This window comes from Streptomyces sp. NPDC056296 (assembly GCF_042268605.1).
GTDB lineage: Bacteria > Actinomycetota > Actinomycetes > Streptomycetales > Streptomycetaceae > Streptomyces.
The window spans coordinates 74,128-98,961 of sequence record NZ_JBHJRX010000023.1; the positions used below are offsets into that span (position 1 = coordinate 74,128).

A 24,834-nucleotide genomic window follows, 5' to 3' on the forward strand; every position below is an offset into this window, starting at 1 on the left:
TCGGCTTCCTTTGCGTGAAGGGGTGGGGAAAAGGGGGCTGGGCTTTACAGGTGGGCGTAGACGTCGTCCAGGGAGATCCCGCGGGCGACCATCATCACCTGGACGTGGTACAGCAGCTGGGAGATCTCCTCGGCCGCCGCCTCCTTGCCCTCGTACTCGGCGGCCATCCAGACCTCGGCGGCCTCTTCGACGACCTTCTTGCCGATGGCATGGACCCCCTTGTCCACCAGCTCGGCGGTGCGGGAGGTGGCGGGGTCGCCGTTCGCGGCCTTGCGCTGGAGCTCGGTGAAGAGCTCCTCGAAAGTCTTCTTGGACATGGTGGCGCCCACTTTACGCGTAGTGCCGACCGGCCTAACGCCACGGTTCGGATACTGAGCGGAGCGTGGCCGCCGTGGCGACGGCCGCGGTCACCGCCTCGTGGCCCTTGTCCTCGCGGGAGCCCTCGATACCGGCCCGGTCCAGGGCCTGCTCCTCGGTGTCGCAGGTGAGGACGCCGAAGCCGATGGGGACGCCGGTCTCCACGGAGACCTGGACGAGGCCCTGGGTCACTCCCTGGCACACGTAGTCGAAGTGGGGGGTGCCGCCGCGGATGACGACGCCGAGGGCGACGATCGCGTCGTAGCCGCGGCCCGCGAGGACCTTGGCGACCACCGGGAGCTCGAAGCTGCCGGGGACCCTGAGCAGGGTCGGCTCGTCGATGCCCAGCTCGTGCAGGGCGCGCAGAGCGCCGTCCACCAGTCCGTCCATCACCTTGTCGTGCCACTGTGCCGCGACGACGGCGACCCGCAGGTCACCCACGTTGCGTACGGACAGCTCCGGTGCACCCTTGCCGCTCACGTCTCTCCTCGCGTTCCTTACTTACTGGGCTTACTGGTTTCCGCAGGTGGACACGGGCGTCGTGTCCAGCCAGGGCAGGTCGTGTCCCATCCGGTCCCGCTTGGTGCGCAGGTAGCGGAGGTTGTGCTCGCCGACCTGGACGGGCATCGGCTCGCGGTCGGTGACCTGGATGCCGTGCCGTTCGAGGGCGTCGCTCTTGTCCGGGTTGTTGGTCATCAGGCGCACGGCGCGTACCCCGAGGTCCGTGAGGATCTGCGCGCCTGCGCCGTAGTCGCGGGCGTCGGCGGGCAGGCCGAGCTCCAGGTTGGCGTCGAGGGTGTCCCGGCCCCGCTCCTGGAGCTCGTAGGCGCGCAGCTTGGACATCAGGCCGATCCCGCGCCCCTCGTGGCCGCGCAGGTAGACGACCACTCCCCTGCCCTCGGCCTGGATGCGGTCCAGGGAGGCGTCCAGCTGGGGGCCGCAGTCGCAGCGCTGGGAGCCGAAGACATCGCCGGTGAGGCACTCGGAGTGGATGCGGACCAGGACGTCCGTGCCGTCACCGATCTCGCCGTGCACGAGGGCGACGTGCTCGACGCCGTCGACGGTGGAGCGGTAGCCGTACGCCGTGAACTCGCCGTGCCGGGTGGGCAGCCGGACCTCGGCCTCGCGGCGGACGGTGGGCTCCTCGCTGCGGCGGTAGGAGACGAGGTCCTCGATGGAGATGATCGTCAGGCCGTGCTTGCGGGCGAACGGGATCAGCTCGGGCAGCCGCAGCATGCGCCCGTCCTCGCCGGCGATCTCGACGATGGCGCCGGCCGGGCGCAGGCCCGCGAGGCGGGCGAGGTCGACGGCGGCCTCGGTATGGCCGTTGCGGACGAGTACGCCGCCGGAGCGGGCGCGCAGCGGGAAGATGTGGCCGGGGCGGACCAGGTCGGTGGGTTCGGCGGTGCCGCTCGCCAGGAGCTGGAGGGTGGTGGCGCGGTCCGAGGCGGAGATGCCGGTGCTCACGCCGTGCGCGGCGGTGGCGTCCACGGAGACGGTGAAGGCGGTCTTCATCGACTCGGTGTTGTCGTCGACCATCTGCGGGAGGCGGAGCCGGTCCAGTTCCTCGCCCTCCATGGGGGCGCAGATCAGGCCGCGGCACTCGCTCATCATGAAGGCGACGATCTCCTCGGTCGCCTTCTCGGCGGCGATGACGAGGTCGCCCTCGTTCTCGCGGTTCTCGTCGTCGACGACGACGACCGGGCGGCCGGCGGCGATGTCCGCGATGGCCTGTTCGACGGGGTCGAGGGCGAGGTCTTCGATGCCGTCGGTGCTGTAGAGGATGGGTGCCGTGCTCATGCGGGCGCTCCTTCCGGGACGGGCCGCGCCGCGGTGCGGGAGCGCAGCCACCAGTCGCGCAGGCCCCACAGGACGAGCGCGCCGTAGATGACGTAGACGAAGCCGGAGAACGCGAAGCCGTTGGCGAAGTTCAGCGGGACGCCGACCAGGTCGACCAGCAGCCAGGCGAACCAGAACTCGACCATGCCGCGCGCCTGGGCATACATGGCGACGACGGTGCCGACGAAGATGTACGCGTCCGGCCAGGGGTCCCAGGACAGGGACGGGTACAAAGTAAACAGGCCGCCGACCGCGAGGGTGCCGAGGGCTGCCGCCGCGACCAGGACGCCGCGCTCGCGCCAGGTGGCGAACCGGACGGCGATGGAGCCGTCCTGGCTCTGCTGCCGGCCGCGGTTCCACTGCCAGAAGCCCCAGGCGGCGACCACCATGACGACGATCTGCTTGCCGGCGCTGCCGGAGAGGTGGGCGGTGGCGAAGGCCGTGAAGAGGACGAGCCCGGAGACGAACTGCACGGGCCAGGTCCAGATGGAGCGCCGCCAGCCGAGCGCGAGGCCGAGCAGACCGATCACGTTGCCGATCATGTCCGACCACTTGATGTGCTGGTCGAAGAGCGTGAACGCCTCGGAGTTGAGCCAGTTCACTTGGTGTCTCTCTGGGCGGCCCGGGCGCCGAGCAGGCGCTCGACGTACTTGGCGATGACGTCCACCTCGAGGTTGACCGGGTCGCCGGGCTGCTTCAGGCCCAGCGTGGTCAGGGCGAGGGTGGTGGGGATGAGGCTGACGGTGAAGAAGTCGGGGCCGGCGTCGACGACGGTGAGGCTGATGCCGTCGACGGTGATGGAGCCCTTCTCCACGACGTAGCGGGCGAGGTCCGCGGGCAGGGAGATCTTCACGATCTCCCAGTGCTCGGAGGGCTTGCGCTCCAGGATCTCGCCGGTGCCGTCGACGTGGCCCTGCACGATGTGCCCGCCGAGGCGGGCGCCGACGGCGGTCGGGCGCTCCAGATTGACGCGGGAGCCGGTGGTGAGGACGCCCAGGCTGGAGCGGTCGAGGGTCTCGGCCATCACGTCGGCGGTGAACTCGTCGCCCTCGTGGTCGACGACCGTGAGGCAGACGCCGTTGACGGCGATGGAGTCGCCGTGCTGTGCCCCTTCGGTGACCAAGGGGCCGCGCAGGCGGAAGCGACAGGCGTCGTCGAGCGTCTCGACGGCGGTGATCTCGCCCAGCTCTTCGACGATTCCGGTGAACACTTCCCGGGTCCTCCTGCCTCTTCGGGCACGGACTCCGGGGCTGTCGAGAGCGACAGATATCGCGAGCTAGGGCACAGGAGCGACGACGCCGGACGGGCCCACCCGTGACGGGCGAGCCCAGAGATCGGCGGCGCGCACGTGTGCTCGCCCACGGCGCACTGCCTCCCATCCGGACTTTAACCGTCGGTCCAGGAATTTCACCTGGTCAACCGTTCGCTGGAGGCGACCGGGTCGCGGACTGTAACCGCCGGTTCGGACTTTCACCGACCCCGGAGTGCGCTGCTTCTGGTACAGGGCCAGTCTGCCACGCCTGATCGCCGTCCATGCGGACGGAGTGTGTGGGGTGGCTCACAGAATGCTTCCCCGGGCACCTCGGGCGCGGCACGCCCGTCTCCAACTGGTCTGCCACCACCTCGCCTTGAGATTGGTCCATACCTATTGACTCACTGGTCTAGTCCTCTCTAGGGTCTGCGCAACTTCCGTGGAGAGGAACCGACTGTGCCTTCCCCGTCACGCTCCAGATCCCGCCGCAGAGCGGGGCCCGCCCTGTTCGCGGCGGTCGCCGCCGTCGCCGGCCTGCTGCTCGCCGGCCTCCCCGCCACCGCGTCGCAGGCCGCCGACCAGGAGACCTGTCGCCCCGACGGCCTCTACCGGACCCCCGGCGTCGACGTCCCCTACTGCTCGGTCTACGACTCCGCGGGCCGCGAGAAGATGGGCGCCGACCACCCGCGCCGGGTGATCGGCTACTTCACGAGCTGGCGCACCGGCAAGGACGGCAAGCCCGCCTATCTCGCCTCCGACATCCCGTGGGACAAGGTCACCCACATCAACTACGCCTTCGCGCACGTGGACGGCGGCAACAAGCTCTCCGTCGGCTCGGACAGCGCGAAGAACCCGGCGACCGGTATGACGTGGCCCGGGGTCGAGGGCGCCGAGATGGACCCGGACCTCCCCTACAAGGGCCACTTCAACCAGCTGACCAAGTTCAAGAAGCAGCACCCGGACGTCAAGACGATGATCTCGGTGGGCGGCTGGGCCGAGACGGGCGGCTACTTCGCCGACGACGGCGCCCGCGTGGACTCGGGCGGCTTCTACTCCATGGCCACCAACGCCGACGGCTCGGTCAACCAGGCCGGCATCGAGACCTTCGCGGACTCGGCGGTCGACTTCGTGCGGAAGTACGGCTTCAACGGCGTCGACATCGACTACGAGTACCCGACGACGATGAAGGACGCGGGCAACCCGCTCGACTGGTCCTTCGCCAACGGCCGCCGGGCCGGGCTGGTCAAGGGCTACGCGGCCCTGATGAAGACGCTGCGCGAGAAGCTCGACCGCGCGGGCGCCGCGGACGGCAGGCACTACCTCCTCTCCGTCGCCGCGCCGTCCTCCGGGTACCTGCTGCGCGGCATGGAGACATTCCAGGTCCAGAAGTACCTGGATTACGTCAACATCATGTCGTACGACCTGCATGGCGCCTGGAACGAGCACGTCGGCCCGAACGCCTCGCTCTTCGACGACGGCAAGGACTCCGAACTCGCCGCCGCGGGCGTCTACACCACCTCCCAGTACGGCGGCATCGGCTACCTCAACACCGACTGGGCCTACCACTACTTCCGCGGCTCGATGCCGGCCGGACGCATCAACATCGGGCTGCCGTACTACACGCGCGGCTTCAAGAACGTCACCGGCGGCACCGACGGGCTCTGGGGCAAGGCACCCGCCACGGACTGCCCGGCCGGCTCCGGCCTGACCAAGTGCGGCGACGGCGCGGTCGGCATCGACAACCTGTGGCACGACCTGGACACCAACGGCGAGGAGTCCCCCGCGGGCTCCAACCCGATGTGGCACGCCAAGAACCTGGAGAAGGGCGTAGTCGGCGACTACGTCACCGACTATGGCTTCCCGGCGGACACGAAGCTGACCGGGACGTACGCCCGCAAGTACGACTCCACCCTGGTCGCGCCCTGGTTGTGGAACGCCGAGAAGAAGGTCTTCCTGTCCACCGAGGACGAGCAGTCGGTCCAGGCCAAGGCGGACTACGTGGTCGACCGCGGCATCGGCGGCACGATGGTGTGGGAGCTCGCGGGCGACTACGCCTGGGACGCGGGCAAGGGGCAGTACGTGCCGGGCTCGACGCTGACCGACACGATGTACGAGACCTTCAAGGACGCCTCCCCCTACGGCGCCGAGCGCGCCACGATCGACATGCCGGCCGAGGCCCTCGACGTCGACGTGGAGTTCGGGGAGTTCCCGCTCGGCGACTCCAACTACCCGATCAGCCCCAAGCTGAAGATCACCAACAACACGAAGACGGCGCTGCCCGGCGGTACGGAGTTCCGGTTCGACTACGCCACCTCCGCGCCCGGCAATGCCAAGGACCAGTCCGGCTGGGGCACTTCGGTGATCCGCAGCGACCACACGGGCGGCAACGTGGGCGGCCTGAAGGGCGACTACCACCGCGTCTCGCTGAAGCTGCCGGCCTGGCAGTCGCTGGCGCCGGGGGCGTCCACGACGGTGGACTTCGTCTACTACCTCCCGGTGTCGACGCCGTCGAACTGGACGGTCTCCTTCGGCGGGAAGACGTACGCCCTGGCGGGCGACCTGGCCCGGGGAACGACCGTGGTGGAGCCCGGGACGGAGACGCCGACCCCGACGCCCACGCCCACGGGGACCGGGTCCCCGAGCCCGAGTCCGAGTCCGACGGACGGCGCCGGGCAGTGCGCGGCCCCGGCCTGGGACGCGGCCACGCCGTACGGCGGCGGCATCACGGTGTCCCACGAGGGGCACTCGTGGAAGTCCAAGTGGTGGACGAAGGGCGAGGAGCCCGGCACCACCGGTGAGTGGGGCGTCTGGCAGGACCTCGGCGCCTGCTGACCCCGGCGAGACCGGCCCGGCGGCGGTGACGAAGGCCCTTGCCCGCCGCCGGGTCTCCCAATGCCCGGCGGGTCACCCATGGCCCGGCGGGTCACCCATGGCCCGGCGGGTCTCCCGAGGCCCGGCGGGTCTTCCGATGCGCCCGCCGGGTCTTCCGATGCGCCCGCCGGGCTTCTGACAGGGTGAGGCGCATGACGACCGCGATCGCCGAGGAGTTCGAGCGCCACCGGCCCCGGCTGTTCGGCCTGGCCTACCGCATGCTGGGCTCGGCCGACGAGGCGGAGGACACCGTCCAGGACGCCTACCTGCGCTTCAGCGGGGCCGACCGGGCGGGCATCGAGCAGCCGGCGGCCTGGCTCGCCAAGGTCGTCACCAACCTGTGCCTCGACCGTCTCACCTCCGCCCGCGCCCGGCGAGAGACCTACGTCGGCGCCTGGCTGCCGGAGCCGGTGCTGACCTCCGACGGCACCCTCGGCCCCCTGGAGTCGGCCGAGCGGCGTGACGCCGTGTCGACGGCGATGCTCGTCCTGCTGGAGCGGCTGACGGCGACTGGGGGTACCTCCCACGCCCTTTAGGCAGTGGGGGAGGGCGGTGTACGTGCTGCGCGAGGCGTTCGCGTACGGGCACCGCGAGATCGCCGAGGTGCTGGATCTTACCGAGGCGAACTGCCGTCAGCTCTACCGGCGGGCGGTGGCGCGGGTCGGTGAGCCGGGGAAGCGTTTCCCGCTCTCGCCCGAGCGGCAGGAGGAGCTGGTCACGTCGTTCCTCACGGCGGCCCGTGACGGCGACCTGACCGGGCTGCAGCAGCTGCTCGCCGAGGACGTGGTCTGGTGGAGCGACGGCGGTGGCATGGTCACCGCGGTGCGGCGCGCGATCGAGGGCCGTACGAAGGTCGTCCGCTTCGTGCTGGGCGGACTCCCGAAGTTCGCGGCCGACTGGGACATCTCGGTCACCGAGGTCAACGGCGCCGGCGCGCTGGTCGCACGGGTCGGCGGCACGGTCGTCGGCGTCATGTCGTTCGACGTGCGCGACGGGCTCATCACGCAGGTGCAGGTCATGCTGAACCCGGACAAGCTGGACTTCGTACGCCGTCAGCTGGGGCGGTCCTGACATTTCCTCGCCGGAAGTGTCACATCCGGCACCGGCCACGCCGTCCCAGCTGACGACAGGGCGCTCCGTCCGGGAGCGTCCGCCGTGGCGAAGGGGCTGAACAGCATGACCACGATCCTGGTGACGGGCGGCACCGGCACGCTCGGCCGGCTCGTCTCCGAGCGGCTGCGCGCGGACGGGCACGAGGTGCGGGTGCTCAGCCGGCACGCCCAGCCGTACGCCGTCGATCTGCGTGCGGGCGGCAGCGGTCTGGACGTGGCGCTCGGCGGTGTGGACACGGTCGTGCACTGCGCGACCAGCCCGCGCGGCGGCGACGAACAGGCAGCCACGAACCTGATCGCGGCCGCGCGGCGGGCCGGGGTGGGGCACCTGGTCTACATCTCGATCGTCGGCGTGGACCGGGTACCGCTCGGCTACTACCGGTCCAAGCTCGCCGTCGAGCGGCTGGTGGAGGAGTCGGGACTCGGCTGGACCGTGCTGCGGGCGACGCAGTTCCACGACCTGGTGGTGCACGTGCTCCAGGCGCTGGCCAAGGCGCCGGTCGTGCTGCTGCCGGCCCGTGTCTCCGACCAGCCGGTGGAGGTGGCGGAGGTCGCGGAGCGGCTCGCCGAGCTGGCCGGTGGCGCGCCCGCCGGGCGGGTGGCGGACCTGGGCGGGCCCGAGGTGCGGACGTTCGAGTCGCTGGCCCGCGCCTATCTGGGCGCGGCGGGGCGCCGGCGGACCGTGGTGAAGGTGCCGCTCGCGGGGAAGGCTTACCGGGGGTTCCGCAGGGGCGGGCACCTCACGCCCGAGCGGGCGGTGGGCAAGGGGACGTTCGAGGAGTACCTGACGGAGCGGTTCGGCGGCGGGACGGATGGGCGGCGCGGATGAGCGGACGGGACCGGACTAGCAGGCGGCGCGCGATGAGCGCACGGGACCGGACGAACGGGCGGCGCCCGATGAGCGGACGGGACCGGACGAACGGGCGGCGCGCGATGAGCGGACGGGCTCGGGCGAGCAGGCGGGCGCACACAAGCGGGCGGCGCACGATGAGCGGACGGGCGCGGACGAACAGGCGGCGCGGATGAGCGGACGGGCGCGGACGAACAGGCGGCGCGGATGAGCGGACGGGCGCGGACGAACAGGCGGCGCGGACAAGCGGACGGGCCCGGATGAGCGGACAGCGCGGACGAGCAGACGGGCGCGGACGAGCGGGCGGGCGCGGATGAGCAGACGGGCGTGGCTGCGGGCGGGGCTGGGGCTGCTCGCCGGGGCGCAGGTGGTGCTGGGGCTGTGGATCCTGCTACTGCCCGAGCTGTTCTGGAAGTGGCCCTGGGTGTCGCACCTGCCGCCCTACAACGAGCACCTGCTGCGGGACTTCGGCGGGGCGAGCGTCGCGCTCGCGGTGGTGCTGTGCTCGGCGGTGGCGGCGATGGAACGGCGGCTGGTGATCACGGCGCTGGTGGCCTACCTGGTGTCCTCCGTGGCCCATCTCCTCTTCCACGCCCAGCACCTGGAGCCCCTGTCCGCGGCGAGCGGTGCGGGGTTCATGGCGCTGCTGGGAGTGGCGGTCCTGCTGCCGGCGGCACTGCTGTGGCTGGCGGCGGACGGGGCGGCCTTCCGGGAGCCCGAGCCCGCGGGGCGCCCCGTGCTCTGAGCGTCCGCTTGGATCAGGGCCGCTCAGGCGGCGCGAACAGCTCGTCCTGGGCGCGGTCGCGGGCGGTCAGCAGGGCCCCGCGCAGTACGGCGCCGCCGCCCAGCGTGCTGGACCGTACCTCGGTGGCGAGCGGCGACATCCGGGTGAGGCGGTGCTGGACGCGCGCGGCGAGGGCGTCGGAGCCGGCCCGGCCGACCTCACCGGCCAGCACCAGGCAGCCGGGGTCCAGGACGGAGACGACGGCGGCGGCGCCGAGGGCGACCCGGTCGGCGAGCGCGTCGAGGAATCCCTCGGCGGCCGGGTCCGGGTCATGGTCCCGGCCCGCTCCCGACCGGCGTACCGCCTCCCGCACCAGCGCGGCGGCGTGCGGCTCGGGTCCGTCGGGCGTCGCCGTCACGCCGTGCCGCGCCGCCAGGGCGGTCACCGCCGCCGCCCCGGCCACGGAGTGGAAGCCGCCGTCGCAGTCGGTGGCCGACGGCAGGCCCGAGGTGCCGGGCACCGGCATGAAGCCGACCTCGCCCGCGCCGCCGGAGACGCCCCGCCGCAGCGTGCCGTCGAGGACGACCGCGGCGCCGATGCCCAGGCCGAGCCAGAGCAGGACGAACGTGTCCCGGTCCCGGGCGGCCCCGTCGCGCTGCTCGGCCAGGGCGGCGAGGTTGGTCTCGTTCTCGACGCCGACCCGCGCCTCGGGGAACTTCTCCTGCAACGCGACCATCAGCCGGCGGTGCCACTCGGGCAGGCCGGTGGAGTCGCGCAGTTCGCCGCTCGCCGGGTCGATCAGGCCGGGTGCGCCGATGCCGACGGTGTGCAGCCGGTCGGCCCCGGCCTCCTTCGCCGCCCGCTCGACCAGGCTCACCGCCTGCTCCACCGCGGGCCCGGTGCCGGTGTCGTCGCCGATCGGCACGGACGCCTCGGCCAGCACCCGGCCGAGCAGGTCGGAGACGAGCACGGCGACGCCCTCGGTGCGTACGTCGAGGGCGGCGAGGTGGGCGCGCCCGGCGACGATGCCGTACAGCTTGGCGTTCGGCCCCCGGCGCTGCTCGCCCGACTCCCCCGCCACCTCGATGAGTCCGGAGGCGGTGAGGCGTTCGACGAGGTCGGCCACGGTGGGGCGGGACAGGCCGGTCAGCTGTTTCAACTGCCCTGCCGTCAACGGGCCCTCCTGCTGGAGCAGGCGCAGGGCGAGCCGGTCGTTGATGGCCCGGGCGGTGCTCGGGGATGCGGGCATGCCGGGATCCTTCCAGATCGGCGGCGCGGGGGCCCACGCCGGTAATCCCCTATCTATCAGGCAGGGTTCCTGATAGTTTACGCGGCGCAGTGACGCCAGGCAGCCGAGCCGGCCGCGCAGACCCGACGGAGGGGCCCGAGAATGAGCGCAGTGGTCTACGAGCAACGCACGGTGCGGCGCGCCCGGTACGCCGTGGCGGCCGTGTTCGCCGTGCACGGTGCCGTCACCGGCTCGTTCGCCACCCGCGTGCCGTGGATCCAGGACCATGCCGGGGTGAGCGCGGGCCAGTTGGGTCTGGCGCTCGCTTTCCCGGCGCTCGGCGCGTCGGTCGCCATGCCGCTGGCCGGCAGCGTCAGCCACCGCTTCGGCGCCCGCACCGCCCTGCGCGGTCTGCTGGCCCTGTGGACACTGGCGCTGGTCCTGCCGGCCCTCGCCCCGAACCTGCTCACCCTGTGCCTCGCCCTGTTCGTCTACGGCGCCACGGCGGGCATGTCGGACGTGGCGATGAACGCGCTCGGCGTCGAGATCGAGAATCGTCTCGACAAGTCGATCATGTCGGGCCTGCACGGCATGTGGAGCGCGGGCGCCCTGATCGGTTCGGCGGCCGGCACGCTCGCCGCCCACCTGGGCGCGGACGCCCGGCTGCACCACGTGCTGGCCGCCGCGGTGCTGACCGTGGCGGGCCTGGTGGCCTGCTCCTGGGTGCTGGACCTGCAGCCCGCCGAGGACGAGGATCCGCCGCCGAGGTTCGCGCTGCCGCCCAGGTCGGCGCTGCTGATCGGCGCGGTCGGGTTCTGCGCGGTCTTCGCGGAGGGCGCGAGCCTGGACTGGTCGGCGGTCTATCTGCGGGACCAGTTGGAGGCCTCGGCCGGTCTGGCGGCGGCGTGCACGACGGGCTTCACCCTCACCATGGCCCTGGCCCGGTTCGCCGGCGACAAGGTGGTGGACCGGTTCGGCGCGGTGCGCACGGTCCGGGTGAGCGGTGTGCTGGCCACCCTCGGCGGCCTGCTCATCGTCGTCGGGGGCCACCCCGCGGTGGCGATGACCGGCTTCGCGCTGATGGGCCTCGGGATCGCCGTGGTCGTCCCGCTGTGCTTCGCGGCGGCCGGCCGGGCCGGCTCCAACCCCAGCCTGGCCATCGCGGGCGTCGCCACCATCACGTATACCTCCGGCCTGGTCGCCCCGAGCGCGATCGGCGGTCTGGCCCAGGCGACGAGCCTGGTGGTGTCGTTCGGTCTGGTGACCGCGCTGGCCTGCTGTCTGGTGGTGTTCGCGAAGGTGCTGCGGGCCGGGGACCGGGACCGTCCGAAGATCAGTCCGTCGAGCGCAGGAGTGCCCGACCGGCAGTCCTGAAGGTGTCGCTCCACGGCGCCGGGCGCAGCGTCTCCGAATCCAGCCGGACCAGCACCCGGGTGCCGTGGGCGTACGTGGTGGCGCCGTCCGCCGAGCAGAACCGGAAGCCGTACGTCAGCCCGGTCCTGCCGAGCCGGTCCAGCCAGAGGTGGACGGCGTACGCGCCCGGCCGGGTGACCGGCGCCTCGTAGCTGATCGTCAGTTCCTTGACCGCGTTGCAGGCGTCGCCGGCCGCCGCCCAGTCGCCCTCGAACCGGAAGCCGTGCTCGGTCCACAGCTCGGCCCAGGCCCGCTCGACCATCACCGGGTAGCGGGCGTTGTGCAGCAGGCCGAGCGCGTCCAGGTCGTCGAAGTGGACGGTGACGGGGACGAGCCGGCCGTAGGAGAGAAGGGGCGCGGCGGGGGCTTCGGCTGTCACGGGCGGGGCTCCTGGTCTTGCTCGGCTGTGCTCACGTACGGCCGGCCGTACTTGCTCACGTACGGCGGCTCCTTCCATCCTAAGCGGACGCTCAGCGGCGGTCGCCGGGAAGGTGCTGGTCAGCGGGGGGCGCGGGACGTGGGACCGTCCGGTACCCCTGACAATGGTGCGGACAGTCCTCACGTACAGAGAAAGCGAAACCTCACCATGGACCTCGGCGTGCGCTGGAAGCTGCACGGTGACGGGCGCACGCCCGCACCCGGAGCGGTGGTCCGCCCCGACGAACGGCTCTCGTGGCCCCGCACGGCCGGGCTCGGCGCCCAGCACGTGGTGGCCATGTTCGGGGCGTCCTTCGTGGCTCCGGTCCTGATGGGCCTGGACCCCAACCTCGCGATCATGATGTCGGGCGTGGCGACCGTCATCTTCCTGCTCGCCACCCGCGGCCGGGTGCCCAGCTACCTCGGCTGCTCGCTCTCCTTCGTCGGCGTCGCCGCGGTGATCCGCGCCCAGGGCGGCACCAGCGCCACGGTGACCGGCGCGGTGCTGGTGGTCGGTGCCGCGCTGTTCCTGGTGGGGCTCGCCGTGCAGCGGTTCGGGGCGCGGATCATCCACGCCACGATGCCGCCGATCGTCACCGGCGCGGTGGTGATGCTGATCGGCTTCAACCTGGCCCCGGTCACCGCGTCCACGTACTGGCCGCAGGACCAGTGGACGGCGCTGCTCGTGATGCTGTTCACCGGTCTGGCCGTGGTCTGCCTGCGCGGATTCTGGTCCCGGATCGCGATCTTCCTGGGGCTGGTCTTCGGCTACGTGCTCTCCTGGGTCCTCGACCGGATCTTCGGCAAGATCCACTCGGTGGACGGCAGCGGCAAGCTCACCGACCACTGGCGGCTGGACTTCTCCGCCGTGGGCCAGGCCGACTGGATCGGGCTGCCGTCCTTCCACGGGCCGAGCTTCGAGTGGTCGGCGATCCTGGTGGCCCTGCCGGTCGTCATCGCGCTGGTCGCGGAGAACGCCGGACACGTCAAGGCGGTCGGCGAGATGACCGGCGACAACCTCGACGACAAGCTCGGCACGGCCATCTCCGCCGACGGTGTCGGCTCGATGCTGTCCACCGCGGTCGGCGGCCCGCCCAACACCACGTACTCCGAGAACATCGGCGTGATGGCCGCGACCCGGGTCTACTCGACGGCCGCCTACTGGGCCGCCGCGGGCTTCGCCCTGCTCTTCGGCCTCTGTCCGAAGTTCGGCGCGGTCGTGGCCGCGATCCCCGGCGGCGTCCTCGGCGGCATCACCGTCATCCTCTACGGCATGATCGGGCTGCTCGGCGCCCAGATCTGGATCAACGCCAAGGTGGACCTGCGCAACCCGCTGAACCTGGTGCCGGCCGCCGCGGGCATCATCATCGGCGTCGGCAACGTCAGCCTGGAGTTCACCGACACCTTCTCCCTCAGCGGCATCGCGCTCGGCACCGTGGTCGTCATCACCGGCTACCACGCGCTGCGGGCCTTCGCACCGGCCCACCTCAAAACGCAGCAGCCGCTGCTGGACGAGGGCACGTCGACGTACGACGAGAAGGCCGGGGGCAGCGGTGACGGCGGCGACGGGTCCGGCGACGGGTCTCAGCGCGCCAAGGCGTAGGCGTAGGACGGGGTGAAGGTGCCCGGCTTGCCCTTGCAGCCGTCCGACTCCCCGGGCAGCTTGACCCACAGGTAGGCGTCGACGCGCCCCATGCCGGTACTCAGCGTCGGTGCGCGGCCGAGCTTGCGGCCGGCCGGGTCGCACCACTCGCCGTCGGAGGGGGCGCCGTTGCCGTTGCGGCTGGTGTCGATGACGGCGCCCAGGCTCGCGGGGCCGCCGAGGGCGTCGAGGACCGCGCGGACGTAGGCGACCTCGTCGGCGGTGGCGTGGAAGTTGGAGACGTTGCTGAAGATGCCGTCGGAGGAGTCGGCCGAGGCGGCGCCGGCCTGCCTGAGCCAGCCCGCCTGCTTGGCGGGCGCGTGCCAGCCGGAGTGGCCCGCGTCGAAGTAGACCCGGGCTCGGGGATTGGCGTCCTTCAGCACGCGGCCGGCGCGGGCCAGGGAGGCGAAGCGGTCGGCGCGCTCACCGGCGGACAGGCACTCGGCCTGGGCGACCGAGTCGGGCTCCAGGACGACGATGACATCACCGGAGCCGAGCCCGGCGGCGAAGCGGTCGATCCAGTCGTCGTAGGCGTCGAGGTCGGGCGCCCCGCCCTGGGAGTGGCCGCCGCAGTCGCGGTCGGGTATCGCGTACGGCACGACGACCGGCACCCGGCTCTCGGCGGCACCGCCGGAGGTGACGGCGCGGACTCGGGAGGTGATCGTCGCGGGCGTGTAGTCGGCGAACCACACGGCGGCCGGATGGTCGGCTATCCGCGACTCGATGACGTCCTGACGCGGGTCGCCGGGGTGGGCCCGGACCCAGTCGAGGACCTGGGACCGGGGGTGCCGGTAGAGCCGGGTGGAGGCCGCGGCGGCCCGGGGCTTGTCCTTCTCCGCCTTCGCGGACTTCTTCTTCGGCGAGGGACTGGGACTCGCCTTGCTCGCCGGGGCGGAGGGCGAGGCGGAGACCGACGGCGCCGCCGACGGGGACGGGGACGGCGCGACGGGCAGGGACTGCAGCCGCGGTGACCGCGTCACCTCCGGACGGGCCTCGTCCGCCGCTCCGCCGTCGTCGCCGAGCGCGGACAGCATGCCGGCCGCGGTGCCCACCGCGATCACGACGGACGCCGCCGCGACCATCGCGCTGCGCCGGGCGGCACGCCTGCGCTCGGCCCTGCGAGCGGCCAGACGCCGGGCACGAAGGCCTGACACGTTTGGCTTCCTCCTCCCCCGCACAGCGGGCGCGTTCCCCCGTTCTGGGGAAGCGTCGGGCCCGCCGGCACTCCCGCCAGCCTAAAGCTGCGACCCTGCCGCCATGGCGCACTGCGAGCAAGTCCCGGCGGCCGTCCGGACGGTGGACACGGTCCTCTCCCGGATGCGCGCCCTCGACACGTCGCTGCCCGCCCGGGACGGGGTGGCCGTCTTCAACCGCGTCTACCTGACCGTCACGGAGGCCGTCGACCGGCACATCGACGGCGGAGGGTTTCCGGACGCCCGGGCCGCGATCGCGCTGGACGTGCGGTTCGCGGAGCGCTATCTGGCCGCCCTCGACGCGCTGGAGGACGGGCACCGGCCACCCGCGTGCTGGCGGCCCCTGTTCCAGTTCCGCCGCCATCCCGGCGTACGGCCGCTGCAGTTCGCGCTGGCGGGCATCAATGCGCACATCGGCCACGATCTCGCGCTGGCCGTGGTGGACACCTGTCGTACGCTCGGCTGCGAACCCGTCGAGCTGGAGGACGAGTTCGACCGGGTGGGTGACCTCCTCGTGTCGTTGGAGGAGCGTATCCGCGATGAGCTGATGCCGGGTCCCGACCTCCTGCAGATCGCCGACCCGCTGACCCATCTGCTCGGCTCCTGGAGCCTGGAGCGCGCCCGCGACGCCACCTGGGCGTCGGCCCGCGCGCTGTGGGCGCTGCGCCGGCTGCCCGACGTCGCCGAGGAGTTCACCGAGCGGCTGGACGCGGCGGTGGGCTTCGCGGGCCGCATGCTGCTCACCCCGCTGCCGGACTGATCCGGCCGTCGTTCCGGGTGCGCACTCCCGGAACCCCCGTGCGATCGCTGTACGTTGAACCCTTGGGCACCATGCAACATCGCACCCCGACTGCGAAGGAGCACCCAGGTATGACGACCCGGCTCGGACTCGGCCTCCCCCAGATGCGGCAGTACGACCTCGGCAAGGACGTCCCCGACGTGGCCCGCGCGGCGGAACGGCTGGGCTACGAGAGCCTGTGGGTCTTCGAACGGGCCCTGTTCCCCGAGCCCGCCACCCAGGGGCTGTACGGCATCGAGGGCCTGCCCTGGCCGGACGAGTACCGGAACGTTGCGGAACCGCTGGTCACCCTGACCCTCGCCGCAGCGGCCACCGAACGGGCGGAGCTGGGCTCCAGCGTCCTGGTCGCCCCGCTGCACGTCCCTTTCCAGCTGGCGAAGGCGCTGGCCTCGCTGGACGCGGCGAGCGGTGGCCGGGTGGTCGCCGGCTTCGGCACCGGCTGGTCCCACGACGAGTACGCGGCGGCTTCCGTGCGGCCCTTCGCCGAGCGCGGGCGGGCCCTGGACGAGCTGATCGAGGTGTGCCGCGCGGTCTGGGGACCGGACCCGGTGGTGTACGACGGCGAGTTCACGAAGATCGCGTCCGCCGTGGTCGGTCCCAAGCCCGCCCGGCCGATCCCGGTCCTGCTGGCGGCGGGCAGCGGCAGGGCCCGGCGCCGCCTGGTCGACCACGCCGACGGCTGGCTGCCGAACGGCATCGGCGCCGGGGTCGTGGCCGAGCAGTGGCGGCGGCTGCGGGACCTGGCCGCCGAGCGGGGCCGCACGAAGCCGATCCGCACGGTACTGCGGGCCAACGCCCGGTATCGCGCGTCGGCCCACGAGGGCGCCGACCGCCGCCCCTTCCACGGCAGCGTCGACCAGATCGTCGAGGACCTCGCCGCGCACGCCGAGATCGGCCTCGACGAGATCCTCATCGACCTCCAGGGCTCCGCGCGGGACGCCGAGGAGCTGACGGACCTGGCCGCCGAGGTGTACGAGAAGGCTCGCGCGGCCGGGGTCTGACGGACCGGTCAGTCCTCGGGGAGCTCGACCGGCGCGATCCCGTCGTAGACGTCACCCGGGCCCGGGTTGGTCGCGTCGGTCTCCCCGCCGAAGTGGTGCATGACGCCCCAGACCGCGTTCAACGCGGTCTGGACGGCACCCTCGGCCCAGCCGGCCGTCCAGGAGATGTCGTCACCGGCGAGGAAGATGCCCCGCTTGTCCGCGGGCAGCTCCTCCTGCATGAAGTGCGTGAACAGGCGCCGCTGGTAGCGGTAGTGACCGGGGAGGTTGGCCTTGAACGCGCCCATGAAGTAGGGCTCGTTCTCCCAGGAGACCGTCACCGGGTTGCCGATGACGTGCTTCCTGATGTCGACCTTCGGGTAGATCTCGCCGAGCGACTTCAGCATGACCTCCATCCGCTCGTTCGCGGACAGCGGCAGCCACTTCAGGCTGTCGTCGCACCATGTGTAGGAAAGGCAGATGACGGCGGGCTTGTCCGGACCGTCGTCGAGGAGGTAGGTGCCGCGGGTCATCCGGTCCGTGAGCGTCATCGACATGACGTCCCGCCCGGTGTCCTCGTCCTTGTCCAGCCAGAAGGGCCGGTCCACCGGCACGAAGAGCTTGGAGCTCTCCATGTAGTGCGTCCGCTCGATCGCGGTCCAGTGGTCGATCGGGAAGAGCGAGTCGTCGCAGGCGATCTTCGAGAGCAGCATCCAGGACTGGGCGGTGAAGATCGCCGCCTGGTACGTGCGGATGTCGCCGTCGGCGTCGGTCACGGTGATGCGGTTGCCGGCGGTGCGGGTGAGCCGGGTCACCGCCGGGCGCGGCTCGCCGTCCATGTGCAGGGACCTCAGCGAGGTGCCGTGGGGCCAGTGGACGATCTTCTCCGGCTCGCGCTCCCAGATCCTCAGCGGCAGCTGCTGGGAGCCGCCGACGATGCCGCGGTGGTGGTCGTCGGCCTCGGTGTAGACGACGCGGAGGATCTCCAGGATGGAGTTGGGGAAGTCGGTGTCCCAGCCGCCGGTGCCGAAGCCGACCTGGCCGAAGATCTCACGGTGGCGGAAGGACTTGAAGGCCTCCGAGTCGCAGAGGAAGCCGTAGAAGGTCTGGTTGTCGAACTTCTCGACCAGCTTCGCCCAGATCTCGCGGATGCGCGGGACGTCGCGCTCGCGCAGGGCGCGGTTCATGTCGGAGAAGTCGGCGCCCTCTTCGAGGCACTTCGCCCAGGCGTCGGCAACGTCGCGGTAGACCTGGGGGAGGTCGTCCAGCGTCTCGGCGTAGTGCGACTCGCCCTTGAGGTCGACGACGGTCGAGGGCGTCGCCTCGGCGAGGGGGTTGGGGAAGGGGCTGGTCTTCAGGCCGACCAGGTCGATGTAGTGCTGGAGGGCGGTGGAGGAGGGCGGGAAGCGCATCGCGCCCATCTCGGCGGTCAGGGACTCGTCGCAGCCGTCGAAGCCGACGGTCCGCAGCCGCCCGCCGATCTTGTCGGCCTCGTAGACGACGGGCTTGAGGCCCATCTTCATCAGTTCGTAGGCGGCGACGATGCCGGAGAGTCCGCCGCCGATGACCGCGACCTCGGTGCCGTGCTCGGTCGCGGGTATCTGGCCGAGACCCGCCGGGTGGGCGAGGAAGTCGTCGTACGCGTACGGGAAGTCCGGCCCGAACATGGTGATCGGCGGCTGCTGCTCGTCTGCGTGCTCGATCGCGTTGGGCACGGTGGACGTCATGGGGTACGGACTCCTTGCACAGGTGGAACGGGGGTGGGGCTCGGGGCTCGGACTCAGACGAGGGGCCCGTAGAGACCGGGTCGGCGGTCCTTCAGGTACGGGTTCGCCTCGCGGGAGGCGGCGAGGAAGGCCGGGTCGACGTCGGCGAGGACCAGCTCCTCGGCACGCCCGGCCCGGGCACGGGCGGTCCCGTCGGGTCCGGCCAGTGCGGACAGCCCGACGAACTCGAACTCGCCCTCCCGGCCGACGCGGTTGACGTACGCCACGTACATCTGGTTCTCGAAGGCCCGCACCGGCACGACGGACTCGGCGACGAACTGGAACGGGTGCATCTGCGCGGTCGGGACGAGCAGCAGGTCGGTGCCGGCCAGGGCGTGGGCGCGGACGTTCTCCGGGAACTCCACGTCGTAGCAGATCATCAGGCCGACGGTCACCCCGTCGAGCTCGGCCTGGACGACGGGCTGCTCGCCAGGTTTGAAGTGATCGCGCTCGAAGCAGCCGAAGAGGTGGGTCTTACGGTAGTTCGCCGCACGGGCGCCGTCGGCGGAGATCAGCTGGACGGAGTTGAAGACGCTCTCGCCGGCCCGCTCCGGGTAGCCGTAGGCGACGGCGAGGCCGTGGCGTCCGGCGATCTCCGCGACGGCGTCGGCGGAGTCGCCGTCGGCGGGCTCGGCGAGGACGGCGACGTCGTCGCCGATCGCGTACCCGGTCAGGAACAGCTCGGCGGTGACCAGCAGCCCGGCTCCCGCGGCGGCGGCCCGGCCCGCGGCCTCGTCGAGGACCTTGAGGTTCTCGGCGGTGGAGCCGGGCCGGCCGGAGCTCTGGAGCAGGGCGGTGCGCATGCGTGTTCCTCACCGGTGGGCGGGGGTCGGGGGGGCCAGATAGACGGTACGGTCGGCGGACTCGGCCGGACAAGAAGGACCTGTTGCGCGCCGGTGAGCGGATCGTTGCGTTCGCGGGGCACCCCACGGCGATTCGTTGCGCACCCCACGCACCCGGCCGCCCGCGGCCGCAGACGCCCCCGCCCAGCCACCCGTTCCCGCCCCGCCGCCCACCACCCCGGCCGCCCGCGCGTCCTCACCCCGCCCGCCGCCCTGGCCACCCGCCCGTCCTCACCCCGCCCGCCGCCCCGGCCACCCGCCCGTCCTCACCCGGCCTGCCACCCTGGCCACCCACGTGGCCTCACCCTGGCCACCCGCCCATCTTCGCCCCGCCTGCCGCCCCGGCCCCCTTGGCCACCCGCCCGTCCTCACCCCGCCCGCCGCCCCGGCCACCCGCCCGTCCTCACCCGGCCTGCCACCCTGGCCACCCGCGTGGCCTCACCCTGGCCACCCGCCCGTCCTCACCCCGCCTGCCGGCCCCGGCCGCCCGCGCGTCCTCACCCCGCCTGCCCCCGCACAAGCGCGACCGGTCCAGCAGCCCGGCATCGACCACCGGACGGCGAATGCCGGGCGGCGCCGACGGCGGGCGGCCCGGGCCTCGAAGCTCCGTAGACCGCCAGGCGACCGCCGTGAGGACCGCCGGACGACCGCCGGACGACAGCCGGGCGCCAGTCGGCAAGCCGATCGCCCTCTTCCCGTCGCCCGACGGGCCATCACGCGCTCACGCCCCGGCCGCACGGCCGGTTCCGCACGGCCGGTTCCGCACGGCCGGTTCCGCACGCCCGGCTCCTCCCCAGGGTGCAGACCGCGCCCGCCGTGCGGCGGAGGGCACTCGCCCCCGAGCGCGATGTGGTGGGAGCACGGCGCCGGGACAGTGGTGAGCGTTCAGTTCGCCAGTTTCCGCCGACGAGGGGACCGCCTTGAATCGCCGTACGATGACCGCCGCACTCTGCGCCGCACTGCTCCTCACCGCCGTCACGACGGGCGCCGCGGTCGCCTCCGGCCCTCACGAGGAGCGGCCGCCGAGAGAGGCCGCCGCGCTCACCGGCACCGCCGAGCTGTACCGGTCGGCCGGGGACGACATCACCTTCACCTTCGACGCGCATCTGGCGGCCGAGGACAACGACGACCCGCTCAGGGCCACCGGAACGTTCGAGTTCAGCCACTACGTGAACGGCGAGGGCGCCCGCGCGAAGGCCGACGTCGACTGCCTGCTGACCGGCGGTGACGTGGCCGTCGTCTCCGGTGTCATCACCGACTCCGACCTGCCCGGCGCCGAGGGCAAGCGGGTCGGCGTCACGGTCCACGACCAAGGCCGCCACGACCGTCTGGGCTACAGCTGGGCCGCGACGGGCAGCCCCGCGGAGGGCGCGGAGCTGCCCCGGTGCGTGTCCTCGGCGCCCTTCGAGAAGGTCAGGAAGGGAACCGGCGACTTCGAGGTCGTGCCCTGGCAGCCGCGGCTGTAGTCCGGGCGGCGGTGGCCAGCAGCAGCGCCGTCAGCAGATACGGCACCGCGGACAGGGCGAACGCGGTGCCGTGCCCCGTCACCGTGGCGGCCGCCCCGTACGCGCCGTAGGTGGCGAGGGTGCCCAGCTCGGTGCCGAGGCCGGCGACCGAGGTCAGAGTCGCCCGGCCGGTGTCCTGGATGCGCTGCTGGAGACGGGCGTCGGCCAGCACGGTCGCCAGCTGGAAGCCGCCGAAGGCCAGCGCGACCAGGACCAGGGCGGCCGGGGTGCCCGCCGCGGCGCCCACGGCCAGGGCGAGCGCCGAGCCGGTGAGCAGGGCGGCGAACCCGGTCGTGGTCAGGCGTTCGGCGGCACCGGCCAGCAGGCTGCCGGCCGTTGCCCCGGCCCAGATCACCAGCAGCAGCCAGGGGACGGTCTCCTGCGCCACGCCGGTGTCGTGCGCCAGCAGCGGCGTGTACTCGTCGAGCGCGCCCCACACCGCGGTCACGGCCGGTACGAGGAGCAGCGCGCCGCGCACGGACCGGTCGGTGCGGGCCTCCACCAGTCCGGCGCGCAGGGTCGCGGACCATCGGTCGCCGTCGGCGGACGGTGTGCGGTGCTCGGGGAACCGGGTGGCCACGACCGCCCCGGCCAGGCAGACCAGCACGCTCGCCGCGCCCACCGCCTCGTATCCGCCCCAGGCGAACACCGGCCCGGCCAGACCCATCGCGGTCATCGTCGACGCGATCCCGACCGCCCGCGCCCGGCCCATGACGCGGGCGTACCGGTCGGCCGCGCCGGCCCGGTCCAGCTCGTCGTAGACCAGCGCCTCCAGCGCCCCCGAGCCGAGCGCTCCCCCGGCGCCCCACAGCACGAAGCCGAGCGCGAAGGCGCCGTAGGAGGGCACGAGCACCCACAGGGCGAAGCCGGCGGCGGTGAGCAGCGGGCCCAGCACCAGCAGCAGCCGCCGGGAGACGGCGTCGGCCCAGGCGCCGGAGGGCACCTCCAGAACCACGCTGGTCAGCGACCACAGGGCGAACAGGGAGGACATCTGCCAGACGGACAGACCGGTGTCGCTGAACAGCAGCGCGTACACCGGGTACAGCAGGACGAACTCGTCGCAGAACGCGGAGCCGTACAGCGTGCGCGTCAGCCGCCGGGTGGCGGCGGTGGCGGGGGCACGCTCGGGTGAGAGAGTCATGAGGCCTTCCCGAGGGGGCGGATCGGACACCGGAGGTACGGCGTCCGAGGCGGCCCTCGGGAGGAGGCGCTGCTGGTGGATCAATGTCGCCAGGTCATGGCACCGATGCTAGACGGCACGCGGCCCGCTGCCCAGCGATTACCGGAGACGGCCCGACTTACGTGGGTGACCCCGACGAGAAGCGCCGCAGCAGCGGCGACAGCACCAGCACGGACCGGGTCCGCTCCACGAACGGCTCCCCAGCGATCCGCTCCAGGACCCGTTCGAAGTGCCGCATGTCGGAGGCGAAGACCTGGGCGACCGCGTCCGCGTCCCCGGTGACGGTGGACGCGGCCACGACCTCCTGGTAGCGCTCCAGGCCCCGCTGGATGGTCTCCGGCGAGGTGTTGCGGCGGCAGAAGATCTCGACGAACCCCTCGGTCTCCCAGCCGAGCGCGGCGGGGTCGACCCGGACGGTGAATCCGGTGATGGCTCCGGTGGCGCGCAGCCGGTCCACGCGCCGTTTGACGGCGGGCGCGGACAGGCCGACCGACTGCCCGATGTCCGCGTATGAGCGGCGGGCGTCCTCGGCGAGGGCGTGCACGATGCGTTCGTCGAGATCGTTCAGCACTGCGGGTCGTTCACTTCACTTCTGGAGCTACTGGAGCTACTGGAGCTATTGGGGCTACTGGTGCTACTGGAGCTACTGGGGCTTCTGGGCTTCTGGGGTGTCCTGCGTGGCCAGCCGGGAACGGCGGTGGCCGTACACGAAGTAGAACACGAGCCCGACGGCCATCCAGACACCGAAGACCACCCAGGTGACGGTGGACAGGCTGCCCATCATCCAGACGCAGAAGGCGAAGCCCAGCGCCGGCAGGACCGGTGCCAGCGGCACCCGGAAGGTGCGGTGCATGTCCGGACGGGTCCGGCGCAGCACCACTACGGCCACGTTGACCAGGGCGAAGGCGAAGAGCGTGCCGATGCTGGTGGCGTCGGCGAGCTGGCCGAGCGGGATCGCGGCGGCCAGGACGCCGCAGAACAGGGAGACGATCAGCGTGTTGGCCCGGGGCGCGCCGCTCTTGGGGTGGACCCGGGAGAACACCTTGGGCACGAGCCCGTCGCGGGACATGGCGAACAGGACGCGGGTCTGGCCGTAGAGCACGGTCAGGACGACGCTGGCGATGGCGACGACCGCGCAGAACGCCAGCAGGGTGCCCCAGAACTCCTGCCCGGTGACGTCGGTCATGATCTGGGCGAGGGAGGCCTCGGAGTCGGTGAAGGTCCGCCAGGGCCTGGCGCCGACGGCGACGGCCGCGACGAGGACGTACAGCACCGTGACGATGATCAGGGACAGCATGATCGCCCGGGGCAGGTCGCGCTGGGCGTTCTTGGCCTCCTCACCGGCGGTGGAGGCGGCGTCGAAGCCGATGTACGAGAAGAAGAGCGTCGCCCCGGCGGCGCTGACCCCGGCCATGCCGAGCGGCATGAAGTTCTCGTAGTTGCCGGAACGGAAGCCCTGCACGCCGATCGCGCAGAACAGCACCAGCGCGGCGATCTTGACGACGACCATGACGGTGTTGGCCCGGGCGGACTCGCGGGCACCGCCCAGCAGGAACGTCATGGCGAGGAGCACCACGATCAGCGCGGGCAGGTTGAAGATGCCGCCGTCGCCGGGCGGGGCCGACAGGGCGGCCGGGATGGTGACGCCGATGGTGCCGTCGAGGAGTTCGTTGAGGTACTCGCCCCAGCCGACGGCGACGGCGGCCACCGACACGCCGTACTCCAGGACCAGACACCAGCCGCAGATCCACGCGACCAGCTCGCCCATCGTCGCGTAGGCGTACGAGTAGGAGGACCCGGCGACCGGGATGGTGCCGGCCAGCTCGGCGTAGGACAGGGCTGAGAAGAGCGCCGTGAGGCCGGCGATGACGAAGGAGAGCGTGACGGCCGGGCCGGCCTTGGGGACGGCTTCGCCGAGGACGACGAAGATGCCGGTGCCGAGGGTGGCGCCGATGCTGATCATCGTGAGCTGCCACAGGCCGAGGGAGCGGCGCAGCGTGCCGCCCTCGCCCTGGCCGCCCTCGGCGACCAGGCGTTCCACGGGTTTGCGGCGCATGAGGCGCGCGGCCAGGCCCGGGGACGAGGGGGTGGCCGGTCCGTCGTGGTGCGGGGGTGCGCCTTGGTCGAGCACGCGTTGACTCCTTTGTCGCTGCCGGTCGCGCCCGTCGGTGTGAGCGGACGGGCTCGCGGCGGGCTCTGGAGCGGCGGGGACCGGCGGGCACGCTCGTGAAGAGCGGGAACCCACCGAGCGGAGTCCCCGCCACGCCACGTACAGCGCAGAACACTACGAGGGGTGCGGGCCCCCGGTAATGCAGCAACCTTGCGCGTCTCCGCACGATCGTTGCGTTCACCGGGGCGGGGCGCGTGTTCGTTGCGCGGAGGCTGCGGAGCGTTGTGCCCCAGGGTCGGCGGGCCGTGGATCGGACCTGGTCAGCGGCCGTCCGGCTCGCCCGCGATCGCCCGTGCCTCAGCCGCGTCCGCCGCGTCGAAACCGATCTCTCCGGGCCGGTCGCGCGCGGCCTCCTGGGCGTCGATCCAGCGCAGGTGCGCCTCCCAGGCGGCCTGCTTGCTGGTGCCCAGCGCGGCCCCGATCTGCGACCAGGAGGCACCGGCCTCCCGGGCCGTCCGGACGGTGAGCTGGCGCCCGTAGGCCGCCTTGCGGGCCACCACCTCGCTCAGCGCGAGCAGTTCGAGGAGCTGGGTGCGGTCGAGGGCCTCCTCGTCGCTCCCGTCCCCGGCCAGGGACTCGCGGGTGCGCAACTCGTCGAGGCGGGCCACGGCGGTCAGCAGGGTGTGCTGCGGCTCGATGCTCTGCGGTGTCGTCATGCGTCCAGCGTCGCGTCAGGGTGGCTTGACGTCAAGCC

Annotated in this window: 24 protein-coding genes and 1 riboswitch; of the genes, 10 read left to right on the forward strand and 14 right to left on the reverse strand. The window is 72.4% G+C overall.

The genetic code is table 11. From position 1 onward, the window contains the following. Positions 1-44: 44 nt before the first annotated feature. The 5 genes from ACFCZF_RS18735 to ACFCZF_RS18755 are packed head-to-tail and all read right to left on the reverse strand — an operon-like array spanning position 45 to position 3,406. On the reverse strand, positions 45-317 hold the full coding sequence (locus ACFCZF_RS18735; RefSeq protein ID WP_376672592.1) for a phosphoribosyl-ATP diphosphatase: 273 nt from the start codon (positions 315-317) through the stop codon (positions 45-47). A 34-nt stretch (positions 318-351) separates the two neighbouring features. After that, entirely contained in the window at positions 352-837 is a 486-nt protein-coding gene (gene ribH, locus ACFCZF_RS18740; protein WP_375913898.1) for a 6,7-dimethyl-8-ribityllumazine synthase, read from the reverse strand. Between the two features lie 30 nt (positions 838-867). Continuing rightward, positions 868-2,157 (reverse strand): bifunctional 3,4-dihydroxy-2-butanone-4-phosphate synthase/GTP cyclohydrolase II, encoded by a 1,290-nt coding sequence (locus ACFCZF_RS18745; RefSeq protein WP_376672593.1) that lies wholly within the window; start codon positions 2,155-2,157, stop codon positions 868-870. Then, positions 2,154-2,798, reverse strand: coding sequence for a nicotinamide riboside transporter PnuC (locus ACFCZF_RS18750; RefSeq protein WP_375913893.1), 645 nt, complete (start codon positions 2,796-2,798; stop codon positions 2,154-2,156). Before ACFCZF_RS18750 ends, ACFCZF_RS18745 begins: the two co-directional genes overlap by 4 nt. Further along, on the reverse strand, positions 2,795-3,406 hold the full coding sequence (locus ACFCZF_RS18755) for a riboflavin synthase (RefSeq protein ID WP_376672594.1): 612 nt from the start codon (positions 3,404-3,406) through the stop codon (positions 2,795-2,797). The genes ACFCZF_RS18750 and ACFCZF_RS18755 overlap by 4 nt, the downstream gene beginning before the upstream one ends. A gap of 151 nt (positions 3,407-3,557) precedes the next feature. After that, positions 3,558-3,688, reverse strand: a riboswitch (FMN riboswitch). A gap of 216 nt (positions 3,689-3,904) precedes the next feature. On the opposite strand from ACFCZF_RS18755, the gene ACFCZF_RS18760 reads away from it, so the two are divergent. The 5 genes from ACFCZF_RS18760 to ACFCZF_RS18780 all read left to right on the forward strand — a co-directional run bounded on the left by ACFCZF_RS18760 (position 3,905) and on the right by ACFCZF_RS18780 (position 9,026). Further along, positions 3,905-6,280, forward strand: a complete 2,376-nt coding sequence (locus tag ACFCZF_RS18760) for a chitinase C-terminal domain-containing protein (protein ID WP_376672595.1) — start codon at positions 3,905-3,907, stop codon at positions 6,278-6,280. Positions 6,281-6,471: 191 nt separating this feature from the next. Further along, positions 6,472-6,855, forward strand: a complete 384-nt coding sequence (locus tag ACFCZF_RS18765) for a sigma factor (RefSeq protein WP_376672596.1) — start codon at positions 6,472-6,474, stop codon at positions 6,853-6,855. Positions 6,856-6,871: 16 nt separating this feature from the next. Further along, positions 6,872-7,390: a nuclear transport factor 2 family protein gene (locus ACFCZF_RS18770; RefSeq protein ID WP_376672597.1), complete on the forward strand. Its 519-nt coding sequence runs from the start codon at positions 6,872-6,874 to the stop codon at positions 7,388-7,390. 105 nt (positions 7,391-7,495) lie between these two features. Beyond that, complete coding sequence (locus ACFCZF_RS18775; protein ID WP_376672598.1) at positions 7,496-8,260, forward strand: SDR family oxidoreductase; 765 nt, start codon at positions 7,496-7,498, stop codon at positions 8,258-8,260. Between the two features lie 334 nt (positions 8,261-8,594). Then, positions 8,595-9,026 (forward strand): hypothetical protein, encoded by a 432-nt coding sequence (locus ACFCZF_RS18780; RefSeq protein ID WP_337306294.1) that lies wholly within the window; start codon positions 8,595-8,597, stop codon positions 9,024-9,026. 13 nt (positions 9,027-9,039) lie between these two features. On the opposite strand, the gene ACFCZF_RS18785 is transcribed toward ACFCZF_RS18780, so the two are convergent. Beyond that, the gene (locus tag ACFCZF_RS18785) at positions 9,040-10,254 is read right to left on the reverse strand and encodes an ROK family transcriptional regulator (protein WP_376672599.1); all 1,215 of its coding nucleotides are present in this window, start codon (positions 10,252-10,254) and stop codon (positions 9,040-9,042) included. Positions 10,255-10,395: 141 nt separating this feature from the next. On the opposite strand from ACFCZF_RS18785, the gene ACFCZF_RS18790 reads away from it, so the two are divergent. Continuing rightward, positions 10,396-11,607 carry an MFS transporter gene (locus tag ACFCZF_RS18790; protein WP_376672600.1) on the forward strand — a complete coding sequence of 404 codons (1,212 nt, stop codon included), beginning with the start codon at positions 10,396-10,398 and terminating at the stop codon, positions 11,605-11,607. Here the strand turns inward: ACFCZF_RS18790 and ACFCZF_RS18795 are convergent. Next, positions 11,567-12,025: an acyl-CoA thioesterase gene (locus ACFCZF_RS18795; protein WP_376672601.1), complete on the reverse strand. Its 459-nt coding sequence runs from the start codon at positions 12,023-12,025 to the stop codon at positions 11,567-11,569. The two genes, ACFCZF_RS18790 and ACFCZF_RS18795, sit on opposite strands and share 41 nt — an antisense overlap. A 207-nt stretch (positions 12,026-12,232) precedes the next feature. Between ACFCZF_RS18795 and ACFCZF_RS18800 the strand changes: the two genes are divergently transcribed. Then, positions 12,233-13,666 carry a uracil-xanthine permease family protein gene (locus tag ACFCZF_RS18800; protein WP_376672602.1) on the forward strand — a complete coding sequence of 478 codons (1,434 nt, stop codon included), beginning with the start codon at positions 12,233-12,235 and terminating at the stop codon, positions 13,664-13,666. On the opposite strand, the gene ACFCZF_RS18805 is transcribed toward ACFCZF_RS18800, so the two are convergent. Further along, positions 13,648-14,787 carry a glycoside hydrolase family 6 protein gene (locus ACFCZF_RS18805; RefSeq protein ID WP_376672631.1) on the reverse strand — a complete coding sequence of 380 codons (1,140 nt, stop codon included), beginning with the start codon at positions 14,785-14,787 and terminating at the stop codon, positions 13,648-13,650. The genes ACFCZF_RS18800 and ACFCZF_RS18805 overlap by 19 nt on opposite strands. 175 nt (positions 14,788-14,962) lie before the next feature. Here ACFCZF_RS18805 and ACFCZF_RS18810 point away from each other — a divergent pair, with 175 nt between their 5' ends. Both ACFCZF_RS18810 and ACFCZF_RS18815 read left to right on the forward strand, forming a co-directional pair. Further along, on the forward strand, positions 14,963-15,658 hold the full coding sequence (locus tag ACFCZF_RS18810) for a DUF5995 family protein (RefSeq protein ID WP_376672603.1): 696 nt from the start codon (positions 14,963-14,965) through the stop codon (positions 15,656-15,658). Positions 15,659-15,768: 110 nt separating this feature from the next. Continuing rightward, positions 15,769-16,698: an LLM class F420-dependent oxidoreductase gene (locus ACFCZF_RS18815; RefSeq protein ID WP_376672604.1), complete on the forward strand. Its 930-nt coding sequence runs from the start codon at positions 15,769-15,771 to the stop codon at positions 16,696-16,698. Between the two features lie 8 nt (positions 16,699-16,706). Here the strand turns inward: ACFCZF_RS18815 and ACFCZF_RS18820 are convergent, their stop codons facing one another. Together ACFCZF_RS18820 and ACFCZF_RS18825 are read right to left on the reverse strand one after the other, a co-directional pair. After that, positions 16,707-18,404 (reverse strand): flavin monoamine oxidase family protein, encoded by a 1,698-nt coding sequence (locus tag ACFCZF_RS18820; protein ID WP_376672605.1) that lies wholly within the window; start codon positions 18,402-18,404, stop codon positions 16,707-16,709. Between the two features lie 53 nt (positions 18,405-18,457). Beyond that, the gene (locus ACFCZF_RS18825; protein WP_376672606.1) at positions 18,458-19,246 is read right to left on the reverse strand and encodes a carbon-nitrogen hydrolase family protein; all 789 of its coding nucleotides are present in this window, start codon (positions 19,244-19,246) and stop codon (positions 18,458-18,460) included. A gap of 959 nt (positions 19,247-20,205) precedes the next feature. Here ACFCZF_RS18825 and ACFCZF_RS18830 point away from each other — a divergent pair. Further along, positions 20,206-20,751: a Repetin gene (locus tag ACFCZF_RS18830; RefSeq protein WP_376672607.1), complete on the forward strand. Its 546-nt coding sequence runs from the start codon at positions 20,206-20,208 to the stop codon at positions 20,749-20,751. Here ACFCZF_RS18830 and ACFCZF_RS18835 read toward each other — a convergent pair. The 4 genes from ACFCZF_RS18835 to ACFCZF_RS18850 form a co-directional block, all read right to left on the reverse strand. Further along, positions 20,699-21,931, reverse strand: a complete 1,233-nt coding sequence (locus ACFCZF_RS18835) for an MFS transporter (protein WP_376672608.1) — start codon at positions 21,929-21,931, stop codon at positions 20,699-20,701. The genes ACFCZF_RS18830 and ACFCZF_RS18835 overlap by 53 nt on opposite strands. A gap of 157 nt (positions 21,932-22,088) precedes the next feature. Next, on the reverse strand, positions 22,089-22,541 hold the full coding sequence (locus ACFCZF_RS18840) for an Lrp/AsnC family transcriptional regulator (RefSeq protein ID WP_055415902.1): 453 nt from the start codon (positions 22,539-22,541) through the stop codon (positions 22,089-22,091). 72 nt (positions 22,542-22,613) lie between these two features. Next, positions 22,614-24,101 carry an amino acid permease gene (locus ACFCZF_RS18845; RefSeq protein ID WP_376672609.1) on the reverse strand — a complete coding sequence of 496 codons (1,488 nt, stop codon included), beginning with the start codon at positions 24,099-24,101 and terminating at the stop codon, positions 22,614-22,616. Positions 24,102-24,400: 299 nt separating this feature from the next. Next, entirely contained in the window at positions 24,401-24,796 is a 396-nt protein-coding gene (locus ACFCZF_RS18850) for a hypothetical protein (RefSeq protein WP_376672610.1), read from the reverse strand. Positions 24,797-24,834: the final 38 nt, after the last annotated feature.